Source organism: Mesorhizobium quangtriensis (genome assembly GCF_040081925.1).
In the GTDB taxonomy this organism is placed as follows: Bacteria; Pseudomonadota; Alphaproteobacteria; order Rhizobiales; family Rhizobiaceae; genus Mesorhizobium_K; species Mesorhizobium_K quangtriensis.
The window spans coordinates 1,133,129-1,146,108 of record NZ_JBEBMF010000001.1; the positions used below are offsets into that span (position 1 = coordinate 1,133,129).

13 protein-coding genes are annotated in these 12,980 nt (G+C 59.7%); 4 read left to right on the forward strand and 9 right to left on the reverse strand.

Features of this window, described 5'->3' with window-relative positions; genetic code table 11:
* Position 1: 1 nt before the first annotated feature.
* On the forward strand, positions 2 to 1,348 hold the full coding sequence (locus ABMA32_RS05585) for a BCD family MFS transporter (RefSeq protein ID WP_349012725.1): 1,347 nt from the start codon (positions 2 to 4) through the stop codon (positions 1,346 to 1,348).
* Positions 1,345 to 2,544, forward strand: a complete 1,200-nt coding sequence (locus ABMA32_RS05590; protein ID WP_349012726.1) for a geranylgeranyl diphosphate reductase — start codon at positions 1,345 to 1,347, stop codon at positions 2,542 to 2,544. Before ABMA32_RS05585 ends, ABMA32_RS05590 begins: the two co-directional genes overlap by 4 nt.
* Before the next feature lie 410 nt (positions 2,545 to 2,954).
* Here ABMA32_RS05590 and ABMA32_RS05595 read toward each other — a convergent pair whose 3' ends face one another.
* The 8 genes from ABMA32_RS05595 to ABMA32_RS05630 all read right to left on the reverse strand — a co-directional run bounded on the left by ABMA32_RS05595 (position 2,955) and on the right by ABMA32_RS05630 (position 9,849).
* On the reverse strand, positions 2,955 to 3,527 hold the full coding sequence (locus tag ABMA32_RS05595) for a DUF4142 domain-containing protein (RefSeq protein ID WP_349012727.1): 573 nt from the start codon (positions 3,525 to 3,527) through the stop codon (positions 2,955 to 2,957).
* Between the two features lie 175 nt (positions 3,528 to 3,702).
* The gene (locus ABMA32_RS05600; protein WP_349012728.1) at positions 3,703 to 4,260 is read right to left on the reverse strand and encodes a thioredoxin family protein; all 558 of its coding nucleotides are present in this window, start codon (positions 4,258 to 4,260) and stop codon (positions 3,703 to 3,705) included.
* A gap of 11 nt (positions 4,261 to 4,271) precedes the next feature.
* Complete coding sequence (gene rpe / locus ABMA32_RS05605) at positions 4,272 to 4,961, reverse strand: ribulose-phosphate 3-epimerase (RefSeq protein WP_349013336.1); 690 nt, start codon at positions 4,959 to 4,961, stop codon at positions 4,272 to 4,274.
* A 23-nt stretch (positions 4,962 to 4,984) separates the two neighbouring features.
* Positions 4,985 to 5,914, reverse strand: coding sequence for a CbbX protein (gene cbbX / locus ABMA32_RS05610; protein ID WP_349012729.1), 930 nt, complete (start codon positions 5,912 to 5,914; stop codon positions 4,985 to 4,987).
* 36 nt (positions 5,915 to 5,950) lie between these two features.
* Positions 5,951 to 6,385 carry a ribulose bisphosphate carboxylase small subunit gene (locus ABMA32_RS05615; RefSeq protein WP_349012730.1) on the reverse strand — a complete coding sequence of 145 codons (435 nt, stop codon included), beginning with the start codon at positions 6,383 to 6,385 and terminating at the stop codon, positions 5,951 to 5,953.
* Between the two features lie 17 nt (positions 6,386 to 6,402).
* Complete coding sequence (locus ABMA32_RS05620; protein ID WP_349012731.1) at positions 6,403 to 7,884, reverse strand: ribulose-bisphosphate carboxylase large subunit; 1,482 nt, start codon at positions 7,882 to 7,884, stop codon at positions 6,403 to 6,405.
* Between the two features lie 55 nt (positions 7,885 to 7,939).
* Positions 7,940 to 8,809 (reverse strand): phosphoribulokinase, encoded by an 870-nt coding sequence (locus ABMA32_RS05625; protein WP_349012732.1) that lies wholly within the window; start codon positions 8,807 to 8,809, stop codon positions 7,940 to 7,942.
* An 8-nt stretch (positions 8,810 to 8,817) separates the two neighbouring features.
* The gene (locus ABMA32_RS05630) at positions 8,818 to 9,849 is read right to left on the reverse strand and encodes a class 1 fructose-bisphosphatase (protein WP_349012733.1); all 1,032 of its coding nucleotides are present in this window, start codon (positions 9,847 to 9,849) and stop codon (positions 8,818 to 8,820) included.
* A gap of 115 nt (positions 9,850 to 9,964) precedes the next feature.
* Here ABMA32_RS05630 and ABMA32_RS05635 point away from each other — a divergent pair, with 115 nt between their 5' ends.
* Together ABMA32_RS05635 and hemF are read left to right on the forward strand one after the other, a co-directional pair.
* Positions 9,965 to 10,924, forward strand: a complete 960-nt coding sequence (locus ABMA32_RS05635) for a LysR family transcriptional regulator (RefSeq protein WP_349012734.1) — start codon at positions 9,965 to 9,967, stop codon at positions 10,922 to 10,924.
* 154 nt (positions 10,925 to 11,078) lie between these two features.
* Complete coding sequence (gene hemF / locus ABMA32_RS05640) at positions 11,079 to 11,993, forward strand: oxygen-dependent coproporphyrinogen oxidase (protein WP_349012735.1); 915 nt, start codon at positions 11,079 to 11,081, stop codon at positions 11,991 to 11,993.
* A gap of 181 nt (positions 11,994 to 12,174) precedes the next feature.
* Here the strand turns inward: hemF and ABMA32_RS05645 are convergent, their stop codons facing one another.
* Complete coding sequence (locus tag ABMA32_RS05645; protein WP_349012736.1) at positions 12,175 to 12,972, reverse strand: 3-methyl-2-oxobutanoate hydroxymethyltransferase; 798 nt, start codon at positions 12,970 to 12,972, stop codon at positions 12,175 to 12,177.
* Between the last annotated feature and the right edge of the window lie 8 nt (positions 12,973 to 12,980).

A 12,980-nucleotide genomic window follows, 5' to 3' on the forward strand; every position in this document is an offset into this window, starting at 1 on the left:
CTTGAACCCTGGGTCGCTCGGCTGGATCGGCATCTTCAGGTTGGGACTCGTGCAGGCCGCGCTTGGGTCGATTGTTGTACTTACCACATCGACGTTGAACCGCGTCATGGTAGTCGAATTAGGACTAGCCGCCGTTGTTCCGGGTGCACTCGTCGGACTGCACTACGGCGTCCAGATCGCGCGTCCGCTGTGGGGACACGGTTCCGACCGGGGAGGCCGCCGAACGCCGTGGATTGTCGGTGGTGTAGCCCTGCTTGCGTTGGCGGGGGTCGGCGCTGCCATGGCTACCGCGCTGATGGCCGAGAATTTCGCGGTTGGCATGATGCTTGCGATCTTTGATTTCGTCCTTATCGGATTTGGTATCGGCGCTGCCGGCACGTCGTTGCTTGCGCTCCTTGCAACCAGCGTGTCAGCACAGCGGCGACCAGCCGCCGCGACGCTGGTCTGGCTGATGATGATCTTCGGAATCGCTGTGGCCGCCGTCATATCGGGCAAGTTCCTCGACCCGTTTTCTATGACGAGACTGATCGAGGTTACCGCAGTCACGGGCATCGCCGCGTTGCTGTTGACGATTGTGGCTGTGGGCGGCATTGAACGCACAGCTTCAGCCAATTACGCATCTGCAACCTCGCAATCACCCGCGACATTCCGCGAAAGCCTTGCTGACGCCTGGGCCGATCCGCAAGCACGCCTGTTCACGATATTCGTTTTCGTATCGATGCTTGCCTACAGCATGCAGGATTTGATCCTTGAGCCGTTCGGAGGGTTGGTCTTTGGCATGACGCCCGGCGAGACCACTGGCCTCTCGGGCATCCAGAACGGTGGTGTATTCGCAGGCATGGTTCTTGCGGGTGCCGGAGGAAGTATCCTGGCAAGCCGCTTCCCCGCCATTCTGAAACAATTCACGGTCGGGGGGTGCCTGCTCTCAGGCGTGGCGTTGGGCGCGATGGCTTTATCCTCCATCATGCCGGGCGACTGGCCTTTAAAGGCCAACGTCTTTTTACTCGGTTTTTCTAACGGCATATTTGCTGTCGCCGCGATTGCGTCGATGATGGCGTTGGCTGGTGCTGCTGGCCAATCGCGTGTCGGCCTGCGCATGGGCCTGTGGGGAGCGGCACAAGCGGTGGCCTTTGGGCTGGGCGGTTTCGCCGGGGCCGTCTTGGTTGACCTCATCCGCGCGGCCGGTGCGTCGGTGCCCTCCGCATACGGAAGCGTGTTTCTGCTGGAGGGTCTGATCTTTGCTGCGGCAGCAGGTATAGCTCTTAAAATTACGCCGGTGCGCGGTGCACGGAGCCAGGGCAACGACGGCGAATCCGCGCATTCCGCCACGCTGCAGGCTGCTGAATGACGCGGCCCCAGCCACCGCTGCAGTCGGATTACGATGCCGTCATCGTCGGCGGTGGGCCGGCGGGGTCCACCGCCGCTGCTGAACTCTCTGAAGCCGGGCACCGCGTCCTCCTGGTTGACCGGGGAGGGCGTGCCAAGCCTTGTGGCGGGGCTATTCCGACAAAGCTCATAGGTGAATTCGCCATCCCGAAGCATCTCCTGACCGCGCATATTCGTTCGGCCCGCATCTTTGCCCCGTCACAGGCGAGTGTCGACATGCGGATTGACGGCGGGTTCGTGGGGATGGTGGACCGGGAGGTTTTCGATCCGTGGTTGCGAGACAGGGCAGGTTTGGCTGGAGCTGAAGTCGTCGTCGCGACATTTCGAGACGTGGAGCGGGGAACGGACGGCAGGCTTGCTGTACACATCGTGATAGACGGCGTGTCGCACACCATTTTCACGGGGCTCATAGTTGGCGCGGATGGTGCCAATTCGGCGGTGCGCCGAACGTTGTTCCCCAATGAAACACGCCCGCCCTATGTGTTCGCCTATCATGAAATCATTCGCTCGCCAGCGGGCCGGCCGGTCGGTTTCGACCCGCAAAGGTGCGATGTCTATTACCAGTCGCCAATCTCTCCGGACTTCTATGGATGGGTGTTCCCACATGGCGATACGACCAGTGTCGGCGTCGGCAGCGCAGTGAAAGGTTTCGACCTGCGCGCGGCCACGAGGCTACTGCGTGAGCAGGCGGGCTTGGCGGAGCGGGAGACTATTCGTGAGGAAGGCGCGCCGTTGCCGCTCAAGCCGCTGCGACGCTGGGACAATGGCCGCGACGCCGTTCTTGTCGGAGATGCGGCTGGCGTGGTTGCGCCGTCATCCGGCGAGGGCATCTATTATGCGATGCTCTGCGGCAGGCTGGCTGCAGAGGCCGCCACTCAGTTCCTGGCGACCGGTGACGCGAAGGTGCTGGCGCAGGTGCGAAAGCGCTTCATGAAGTTGCATGGTCGGGTCTTCATGGTGCTCGGCTTCATGCAGCGCTTCTGGTACCGCAGCGACAAGCGCCGGGAGCGCTTCGTGGCCATCTGCGAAGATCCGGATGTCCAGCGACTCGTCTGGGAGTCCTATCTCAACAAGCGTTTCGTTCGAACCGACCCGTCGGCGCATCTGCGTGTGTTCTTCAAGGACCTAGGACATCTTTTGCGGATGGCTTTCCAATGAGACGCCACCGATAGCGAGGAAACTCATGTTGGAATCGTTGATACTGGATGGCACGGTCACGCTGATTGCCATTGCGATTCTGGCGATTGAACTTGCCGTGGTCTTGGCTCGAACGGTATCAGGCTGCAGGGTGCCCGTATTCGACCTAGTGGCCAATGCCGTGTCGGGCCTGTTCCTTATACTCGCGTTGCGCGCGGCTCTCCTGAACTCAGGGGCAGCCGCCATCGGGTGCTTCCTCGCCTTGGCCTTCATCGCCCATGTCGCTGGCTTGGCAAGGCGATTGAACGAGCTCAATAGACTGCCGCGAGATGCATCCGAAACATCGCGAGGTTCCACTGTAACCTCACGTTCCGACCTGATTGTCCGCGGGCCATCAATTCGATGAGACCTAGCCTCCGGCAAAGCTGCGTTCAGTAGGCGGTGGCTGGTTTTTGCGCAGCGTCAACACCAAGCTTTTCGGCCAATTCGATGACCATTTGATATTGCTCGACGATCTTGGGGAGGGTATCAGCTGCGTACTGGCCAAGCTTGCCACCCTTGGTCGCATAACCTCTGTAGACCGCGATTGCGCGCTGGTGGATATATACTTGGGCGGCGAGGTAGGAGCGGTCGAATTCCGCTCCCTTCTGCGGCTCGAGCTTGCCGATCATGCCCTTCTGCTCGCCGTCCATTGACGGTGTCGCAATCTCCACACCCTCGTTTGCGCCGATGGAACGGATCGCTTCGATAGAAGCTCTGTGCATCGCCGCAGTGTCGGCGGCGAATTGCTTGACTTCACGCGATTCCGCCAATTGCTCCGCGAGCGCGGACGTCTGAATCTCGAACTGATCTATCGATGTTGCAGCCGAAATGAACTCGAATGGCGACGAAAACTCGGCGGCGTGAATCTGGCTTTCCGGCAAGGTTGGCGTAGCCGAGCCGGTTTGTGCCTGCGCGAACGCGGGCAGCGGAGCCACGAGGGCGATGCACGACATGGCGAACATGAACCTGCGGGTCATTGCATACTCCTGAATTGAGGATTTCTGCTGACATCTCGGAGGGCTCAGCCACCGAAGCATGGGACTTAATGCACGGAGGTTGCCGTGGGTTCCACGGAAATGGTTCAAGTCATAGTGGATGGTGACGTGGGCCTGTCGACGATTGTCAGGTCCGCTCGGACTAGTGCTCGGTCTTCCACTTGATCGAGCATCCGATGGAGGGAATCTGTTCGCGCGGTCCTTCTCCGGAACGCGCCACTGCCACCATGGCCTCGAAAAGATCCCGCCGCAGTCCGGGAACGCCAGCCTCCTTGCGAGAGGCGTCCAGCCGCCCGCGATACTGCAACTGCATGTTGCCGTTGAGGCCAAAGAAGTCGGGGGTGCAAACAGCGCCATAGGCCCGCGCCACCGACTGGTCTTCGTCCAGTAGATATGGAAAACCGAAGCCGTGCGTGCTGGCGAACAGCTTCATTTTCTCGAATGAGTCATCCGGGTGGCTCGCGGCATCGTTTGCATTTATCGCTACGAAGCCAACGGCGTGATGCCTGAGTTCGGCCGCGTCGTGAACGATGCGTCTGACGACAGCCTTCACATACGGACAGTGGTTGCAGATGAAGGCGACAACCAGCCCGCCATTCAGTCCGCTGCCGAGAATCCTGTGCTCCTGTCCATCGACGCCTGGGAGGGTCGCATCGATCGCTTGCCAGCCGAAATCGCAAACCGGTGCAACCGCGCCCATGCTATCCCTTTCTAAGATGCCAGTTTGCCCTGCGAGCCGTAAGCCGCCGCTACGCGAATGGCGTCGATGTTACGGCCATACGCGCTGCCGCCGCCTTTGAAAATCGCCGACCCTGCGACCAGAACGGTGGCACCCGCCGCCGACAGCAGCGGCGCAGTTTCGGGCGTCACGCCACCGTCAATCTCGATCTCGATCGGTCGCGTGCCTATCATTTCCCGGATGCGGCGCACCTTGTTGACCATGGACGGAATGAAGCTCTGGCCGCCGAAGCCCGGGTTAACCGTCATCACAAGCACGACATCGAGCCGGTCGAGTACGTATTCGATCACGCTTTCCGGCGTCGCCGGATTGAGCGATACGCCGGCGCGCTTGCCGAGGCTCCTGATCGTCTGCAGCGAGCGGTCTAGATGCGGGCCCGCTTCGGCATGCACAGTGATGATGTCGCAACCGGCGTCGGCGAAAGCCGGCAGATATGGGTCTGCCGGTGCGATCATCAGGTGGCAGTCGAACGGCCTGTCGGTACGATTACGTATTGCTTTGATTACTGGCGGGCCGAAAGTGATGTTGGGGACGAAATGCCCATCCATGACGTCGAGATGGATCCAGTCTGCGCCCGCAGCGACAACGGCTTCGACCTCATCTCCCAGCCGGGAGAAATCCGCTGACAGCATCGAAGGCGCGATGATGTTTCGTCCGTCCATGTCGATCTGCTTTCCGTGCGCGCTCACACCCGTTCGATTTCTTGCGGTTCACCCTCGAGCTTGCCTTCCAAGAAGATGCGGCTTCCGCGTATGTCGGTTTCCTCGATGGTGATCAGGTCGAGGCGCGTCAGGTTTCGGCTTCGCTGGCTGAAGAGCCGGTTTGCCTGCCGCAGCCGCGCGCGGTCCAGTGCATTCCTGATCGAACGCGCGTTCGAGAAATGGGGTAGGCTCATGCGCAGCGGTATGTACTCCGACAACGCGCGGGTCGCGCTGGGGCTCAGCCTGTAGTTCTGTTCCGCCAACATGAGTTCGGCGATCGATTCCAGCTCATCAGGACGATAGTCAGGGAAATCGATGTGATGTGCTATTCGAGAGCGCATCCCGGGATTGCTCAGGAAAAACCGGTCCATCTTGTCCTTGTAGCCGGCCAGTATGACCACCAGGTCGTCGCGGTTCGTCTCCATGCATTGCAGCAGGATTTCTATTGATTCCTGCCCGTAGTCGCGCTCGTTCTCCGGCTTGTAGAGGTAGTAGGCCTCATCGATGAACAGTACGCCACCCATTGCTCGCCTGATGACCTCACGCGTTTTCGGAGCGGTATGGCCAACATACTGCCCGACCAGATCGTCGCGCGTCACCGCCACAAGGTGCCCCTCGCGCACGTATCCCAGCCGATGCAGTATCTCTGCCATGCGCAGGGCGACCGTGGTCTTGCCGGTTCCCGGATTGCCGGTGAAGTTCATGTGCAGCGTCGGCGTATCGGACGATATTCCGAACTTTCGCCGCAGACGGTCGACCAGCAGCAGCGCGGCAATCTCACGAATGCGTGTCTTGACCGGCTTCAGCCCGACCAGTTCGTGGTCGAGCTTAGCCATGACCTCATCGACGTGCGATGCCTCGAATTCGGCCTGCAGGTCAACCACTGCATCGTCGGGGAGCAGTTCAGCGTCCATCGGCTTGGCTCATCTACCTATCTCGTCAGCGCCCCATCAGCTCCGCTCCCCTTCCGGCCGGTCAGTGGCGTAGGGAATGATTGAGTAGCCTTGGCTGCGACCGTCGCGCTCCTGACGCACCAGCCTGAAGCCCGGTTCGTTCGGCGGACGGTTGACGATGAACGACATGCGCGGCGCTTCCCAGCCCTTTGTGGAGTCGAAGGCCGTGACGCGAATATACATGTTGGGCATAGCCTTCCGGCAGTTGTTGACTTCCATCAGGATGCCGGCCGGATCCTTGAGATCGAACATCGGGTTGCCGTACATCTCCCAGTAGGTGTTCCTGGGGTGAGGGTCGTCGGTGTACTCGACACTGACTGCCCAGTGGTTCTTGAGCGCATATTTGATCTGAGCGGAGATCTGGGTGTCGGTGAGGTCAGGCAGGAACGAGAACTGTCCCTGCGTGACCCTGTTTCCCGGATTGGTCATCATGACTGTTTTCCTTGCGATCAGAAGCTGGCTGTGGGTGTCGGCACGAAGTCCGCCGTGTCTGTGGATTCGTAGTTGAAGGTCACATCCTTCCAAGTTGTCAGAGCGGCCTTCAGCGGCGAGCACCATTTCGCTGCCTCTTCGAGTATCTGCGGTCCTTCACGCAGATAGTCGCGGCCTTCATTGCGGGCCAGGATCATGGCTTCCAGCGCAACACGGTTAGCGGTGGCACCGGCCTGGATGCCGTCGGGATGGCCAATCGTGCCGCCCCCGAACTGCAGCACTACATCTTCTCCTAAATAATGGATCAGCTGGTGCATCTGGCCGGCGTGAATACCGCCGGAGGCTACGGGCATCACCTTGTTCAACGATGCCCATTCCTGGTCAAAGAACAGTCCGTGCTCGAGGTTCTGCGGCGTGCGCTCCTCGCGCAGCGTATCGTAGAAGCCTTTGATCATCAGCGGGTCGCCTTCTAGCTTGCCCACGACGGTTCCGGCATGGATGTGATCGACGCCCGCCATCCGCATCCACTTGCAGATGACTCGGAAGTTCATGCCGTGGTTCTTCTGCCGGGAATACGTGGAATTACCGGCGCGATGCAGGTGCAGGATCACGTCGTTGCGGCGCGCCCATTTCGCCATCGACTGGATCGCCGTGTACCCGATCACCAGATCGATCATGATGATTGCCGAGCCGAGCTGCTTGGCGAATTCGGCGCGCTCGTACATTTCCTCCATCGTCCCGGCAGTCACGTTCAGGTAATGACCCTTCACCTCGCCAGTCGCGGCCGACGCCTTGTTGACCGCCTCCATGCAGTAGAGGTAGCGGTCGCGCCAATGCATGAACGGCTGGCTGTTGATGTTCTCGTCGTCCTTGACGAAATCGAGCCCGCCCTTGAGTGCCTCGTAGACAACGCGGCCGTAGTTGCGACCGGACAGACCGAGTTTGGGCTTGGTTGTCGCGCCGAGCAGCGGGCGCCCGAATTTGTCGAGCCGCTCGCGCTCGACCACGATCCCCGTTGCTGGACCCTGGAAGGTCTTCAGGTAAGCGACGGGAATGCGCATGTCTTCAAGCCTAAGGGCCTTGACTGCCTTGAAGCCAAACACGTTGCCGATGATCGACGCCGTCAGGTTCGCGATCGATCCAGGCTCGAACAAATCGAGGTCGTAAGCGATGGTGGCGAAATACTGCTGCTCTGTCTTGGTGCCTGGGCCGGTGTTGGGAACAGGTTCCGATTTGATCGCCTTGGCGCGATACAGTTCACAGGCCGTCAGCCGGTCTGTCCACACCACCGTCCAGGTCGCCGTCGAGCTTTCGCCGGCCACCGCGGCCGCTGCTTCCTCGTGATCAACGCCCGGCTGCGGCGTGATGCGGAAGAGGGCGATGAGGTCAGTGTCCTTCGGCACGTAGCCGGGCTCCCAGTACCCCATCTTCTTGTACGGGATGACGCCCGACTTGTAGCGTTCCTTGCCCTCGGCCAGCGTCTGCGACTGCACGTTCATGGGTCATCCTCTCTGAAAGCAGGTTTCTGGAAAAAACGCGTCTCATTGGGCTGGGTCACAGGCGCCTCTTGCGTTCGATGAGTTGGAGGATCAGCGGCGTCAGGATGAGTTGCATCGCGATGTCGAGTTTCGTCGCCGGCATCACGATCGTGTTGGCGCGCGACATGAACGAGTCGTGGATCATCGAAAGCAGGTAGGGAAAGTCTATTCCGCGAGGATTGGCGAAGCGGATGACCAGCATCGATTCGTCGGCAGTGGGAATCCACCGAGCAATAAATGGATTCGAGGTATCGACGATCGGTACGCGCTGGAAATTGATGTTGGTAAGCGCGAACTGGGGAATGATGTAGTTTACGTAGTCGGGCATGCGCCGCAGGATCGTGTCGGTCACGGCTTCCGTGCTGTACCCGCGCGCAGCCTTGTCGCGATGAATTTTCTGGATCCACTCCAGATTGATGACTGGGACAACACCGATCTTGAGGTCCGCATGACGCGCGACGTCCACCTTGTCGGTTTTGGCGCAACCGTGCAGGCCTTCGTAGAAAAGCAGATCCGAGGTCGGAGGGAAGGGCTCCCAATTGGTAAAGGTACCTGCCTCAACACCGTAGCGTGCCTCATCGTCGGCATCGTGCACATAGTGCCTCGTCTCGCCACCTCCTCTACGGCCATATTCGTCGAACACCGATTCCAGCTTTTGGAGGAGGTTTGCGTCTTCGTGAAAATGCGTGAAGTTCCTGCCTTGTGAAGTTGCGTCGGCAATCTTCTTTTTCATCTCAGCGCGGTCGAACGCATGAAATGCATCACCTTCGATGTATGCCGCCTCGATCTTCTCGCGCCGGAAGATCATGTCGAAGATGCTCTTGACCGACGTCGTGCCAGCCCCTGATGAGCCTGTGATGGATATGATGGGATGCTTGGTTGACATCGCGGACCTCAGTGCCTGAACAGTCCGCGATTGCCGAACAGCGGCGCGCGCTCGGCAATGAGGCTCGGATCACGGTGGTAGCGTGCAATTCGATCGACCTCGCCGGCCGAACCGCAGATGAGCGGCGTTCGCTGGTCGATCGCATCCGGAATCTTGTCCAGGATATCGTCGGTTGCGTCAGTCGCCCGCCCGCCTGCCTGCTCGACCAGCATCGCGATGGGATTGGCTTGATGGATCAGTCCGAGTCGGCCTTGTGCAAGGCCCTTTCGGTTGTCGGCTGGCTCCAGATAAACACCTCCCCGCATCAAGATGCGGTAGATGTGTGCGACGAGCGATGCGCCCCATCGCATATCGAAGTCGCGGTTTCTCGGCCCTTCGACGCCGCTCAGGCAATCGTCGATATACAGTCGTACCGCGCTGCTCCAATGCCGGTAGTTCGATGCATTGACTGCATATTCGTTGGCGTCCGGCGGGATCGCGCAGCTTTCCCATGCCTGTACGAACACGCCCATGGAAGCGGAGAATACAAAGACATGCGTCCCGTTGCCGAGCGTGAGCACGAGACCCAGTTGAGGTCCGTAGACGATAAAGCCCGCGGCCAGTTGCCGGCGGCCCGATTGCAGAAAGACGCCTTCACGCCGTCCGTGCACGGTGGGCAGGATCGAAAAGATCGTTCCCAGTGCCGCGTTGATGTCAATGTTCGACATACCGTCGAGCGGATGCACTGCGATAGCGAGGGTGCCACCAGGGTCGAGCGCAACCTCCGCATCGGCCAAAGCGTCGAGATAGAAGCCAACGGGCGGGTCGCGCATGGCATCTAGCAGGATGGCCGCCGCATGCGCTCCTGGAACGCCTCTCGGATCCTCTTCGCCGCGCGGCAGAATCATATGCGTTGTGCCGGGGCCCACATTGCTGATGATCGCGCGCACCTTCAGCGCTGCCGCTGCGATCGCACGTACGGCCACTGCGACATCAGTTCGAATTGCCTGCTGCGAGTTAGCGTAGGAATTCAGGAACGCGTCGAGCGTCGAGGCAATCATTATTTCCTCCCCGGGCGCAACGTGAGTGGCAACCCAACCGGAAGGGATCAGCAATCGATAGCTAAGTAAAATTTAATTTCTTTACGGAATGCCTTAGGAATACTTATTCTTAGGAATGCGCAACCTTTCACTCAGACAACTCAGGTCGATCGTAGCCATCTTCAAGCACGGCAAGATCGTCACGGCGGCAGCCGAGCTTGGTGTCACCCCTTCAGCCGTCACACTGCAATTGCAGCAGTTGGAAGAGGAAGCCGGGCTGCAACTCTTCGACCGGACCCCGACCGGCATGCGCCCGACATCCGCAGGTTTTGCCGTCCTTGATGCCGCCCAGGCCATCGAGGAGCGACTGCGGGTTCTCGTTGACGAGATCGACGCTATCAAGGGTCTACGACGGGGCAGCCTGAGGCTCGGCGTAGTGTCTACCGCCAAGTATTTCGCGCCGCGGCTGATGGCGGCGTTCATGACTGAGTATCCCGATATCGAGATGAAGCTCGTCGTCGGAAATCGTGCCGAGACGATTGCAAGCATCCGCAACCATGAAGTCGATATAGCACTCATGGGTCGGCCGCCTCAGGACATTCCTGTGCGCGCTGCCGTGTTTGGAGATCATCCGCTTGTCATAGTTGCAGCGCCCGGCCATCCGCTTGTAGGTCAGCGCGACATAACGAAAGAGAGGATAGCGAAAGAGTCGTTCCTGGTACGCGAACCTGGATCCGGTACAAGGATCTCAATGGAGATTTTCATGCGCAGCGTGCCAGGCTGGCTTGAGAAGCAAAGCATACAGATGGACTCCAACGAGACAATCAAGCAGTCGGTAATGGCAGGACTTGGTGTTGCATTCATTTCGGCCCACACCGTCGCATCGGAATTGGAGACATCGCGCCTTGCCCTGTTGGATGTCGCTGGCATACCGATACGCAGGCAGTGGTTTGCCGTTTCCCGCAGCGATCGCGCTATGACCCCGGTAATGGGAGCGTTTGACGCATTTCTCGCGCAGAAGGCAGCGCGGCACTTGCCACTGGTTCCTCAGTTATACGTGGAATCTGGTTCATGGCCCGTCGATCGTCGGCGCTGAGCAAGAGCAGAGCAGCTCTGAGAGCGAGCCATAATTCGGCCCGCCTGTGGTCACGTAGACTCGGCCATATCGCGTAACAGCCGCGAACCTGTCTTGAACGGGATACGCCGCTTCGCTACCGTCGCCTTATACCCACCAGCGTGATCGGACGGCGATGCAAAAGCCCGATATTCCTGCCGGACTACCCACAGACATCGAAGACCGTAAAATGCGTGCTCGAGCCTGGTTCGAAGACTTGCGCGACCGACTGTGCACGGCATTTGAAAAACTTGAAGACCAATTTATCACGCGCGACAGCGCACAAGCAGCAGGACGGTTTGAGCGCACTCCTTGGCTGCGCGACCAGGGCAGGGGCGGTGGCGGCGTCATGTCCATGATGCGCGGTCGCGTCTTTGAAAAAGTTGGCGTTCACGCCTCAACTGTCTTTGGCGAGTTTTCTCCGGAATTCCGCAAACAGATGCCCGGCGGCGAGGAAGATCCCCGCTTCTGGGCGAGTGGTATTTCACTGATCGCTCATCCCTGCAATCCACACGTGCCGGCCGTTCACATGAACACACGGATGGTCGTGACGTCGCGCTGGTGGTTTGGCGGAGGGGCTGATTTGACGCCCGTCCTAGACCGACGACGAACCCAGGAAGACGCCGATTCCATCGAATTTCACGACGCGATGCGTTCCGCCTGCGAACTGAACCCTGCGATCATCGACTACGAGCGGGTCAAGGCCTGGTGTGATGAGTATTTTTTCTTGCCACACCGTGACGAGCCCCGCGGTATTGGCGGTATCTTTTTTGACTGGCAGCACTCGACCGAGGAACGAGGAGGTTGGGAGGCGGATTTCCGTCTCGTCCGGGATGTGGGCAGTGCGTTCTTGACAGTCTACCCGAAGCTAGTTCTTGCAAACTTCAAGACGGCGTGGACCGAGGCAGATCGTGAAGAACAACTGGTTAGGCGTGGCCGTTATGTAGAATTCAATCTTCTGCACGATCGCGGCACAATATTCGGGTTGAAAACGGGCGGTAATGTTGAATCGATCCTTTCGAGCCTTCCGCCTCTGGTCAGGTGGCCGTGACGGGGTAGCGGATCGTTTCGCCGCATTGAGGGCGTTGCGTCTGTTCGGGCGGGTCATGTTCGCGCCGGCGCGGGCAAGTTCGCCGGTGACCGACGCGACGATGCCAGGCCGGTCTTCCCACGACACGGTGAGGATATGGAGAGGCGCCGAAAGGGATGTCAAAGGCGTCGCGACTGGGTGGTCATAGGCTGTCGATGTCTCGCATGAACTTTTCGCGCTCTGCGGGATCCATACGCAAGATGTAGCGGTCCTCGGGAAATGCTCCGTTCTGGACATCCGCGACGAATTCGCTGAACGCCGCTACGCGCTCGCCCTGCAGCCTGTCGTACTCAGCGGCGAAATTGCGATAAACCTTGGAATGGCGCGGCATGTGCCCTCGGTTCTGGCCGAGGACGTCGTCAGCGAAAAGGTATTGAGCGTCGCAACCGGCTCCGGCTCCCATCGACCACATCAGCAGCGAGGTGCGCTTGCTGATCGCCTCGGCGACCTCGACGGGCACAACCTCGATTTCCGCCCCGATCGCACCGGCGGATTCGAGCTGCTTTATGGCGTCCCAGATAGCCGCAGCGCTTTCTGCCGTCTTGCCAACTGCCTTGAAGCCGCCGGTCCACGTGCGTTTCGATGGGACAAGGCCGACATGGCCGATGATCGGGATGCCCTCGTCGGCCGCGCTCTTCACCGTGGCGTAGCTTGCGTTGCAGTAGATCGCGTCCGCGTCGGCCTTGTACATCTTGCACGACCAGCGAACAAAATCATCCGTGGTGCCCAGGAATACCTCGCCGGTCATGGAGAAGAGGGTCGGAGCCGCGTCGCGATACTGCGGTTCCAGCAGCAGCTCCGGAGGGATTGAGACGATGTCGACACCCGCCCGTTCTGCAGCCTCGGCTTCCTCCAGATTCATGACGCGCAACATGGTGAGCTGACGCTTGCCCTTCATGGCGCGCAGATCGTGGACGGTCGGGCGTGTTCTTTTGGCCATGGTCTTCC

Coding starts and splice junctions, on each gene's coding strand:
- ABMA32_RS05590 (WP_349012726.1), top strand. CDS start 1,345: ATGACGCGGCCCCAGCCACCGCTGCAGTCGGATTACGATGCCGTCATC.
- ABMA32_RS05595 (WP_349012727.1), bottom strand. CDS start 3,527: ATGTTCGCCATGTCGTGCATCGCCCTCGTGGCTCCGCTGCCCGCGTTC.
- ABMA32_RS05600 (WP_349012728.1), bottom strand. CDS start 4,260: ATGGGCGCGGTTGCACCGGTTTGCGATTTCGGCTGGCAAGCGATCGAT.
- rpe (WP_349013336.1), bottom strand. CDS start 4,961: ATGGACGGACGAAACATCATCGCGCCTTCGATGCTGTCAGCGGATTTC.
- cbbX (WP_349012729.1), bottom strand. CDS start 5,914: ATGGACGCTGAACTGCTCCCCGACGATGCAGTGGTTGACCTGCAGGCC.
- ABMA32_RS05615 (WP_349012730.1), bottom strand. CDS start 6,385: ATGATGACCAATCCGGGAAACAGGGTCACGCAGGGACAGTTCTCGTTC.
- ABMA32_RS05620 (WP_349012731.1), bottom strand. CDS start 7,884: ATGAACGTGCAGTCGCAGACGCTGGCCGAGGGCAAGGAACGCTACAAG.
- ABMA32_RS05625 (WP_349012732.1), bottom strand. CDS start 8,809: ATGTCAACCAAGCATCCCATCATATCCATCACAGGCTCATCAGGGGCT.
- ABMA32_RS05630 (WP_349012733.1), bottom strand. CDS start 9,849: ATGATTGCCTCGACGCTCGACGCGTTCCTGAATTCCTACGCTAACTCG.
- ABMA32_RS05635 (WP_349012734.1), top strand. CDS start 9,965: ATGCGCAACCTTTCACTCAGACAACTCAGGTCGATCGTAGCCATCTTC.
- hemF (WP_349012735.1), top strand. CDS start 11,079: ATGCAAAAGCCCGATATTCCTGCCGGACTACCCACAGACATCGAAGAC.
- ABMA32_RS05645 (WP_349012736.1), bottom strand. CDS start 12,972: ATGGCCAAAAGAACACGCCCGACCGTCCACGATCTGCGCGCCATGAAG.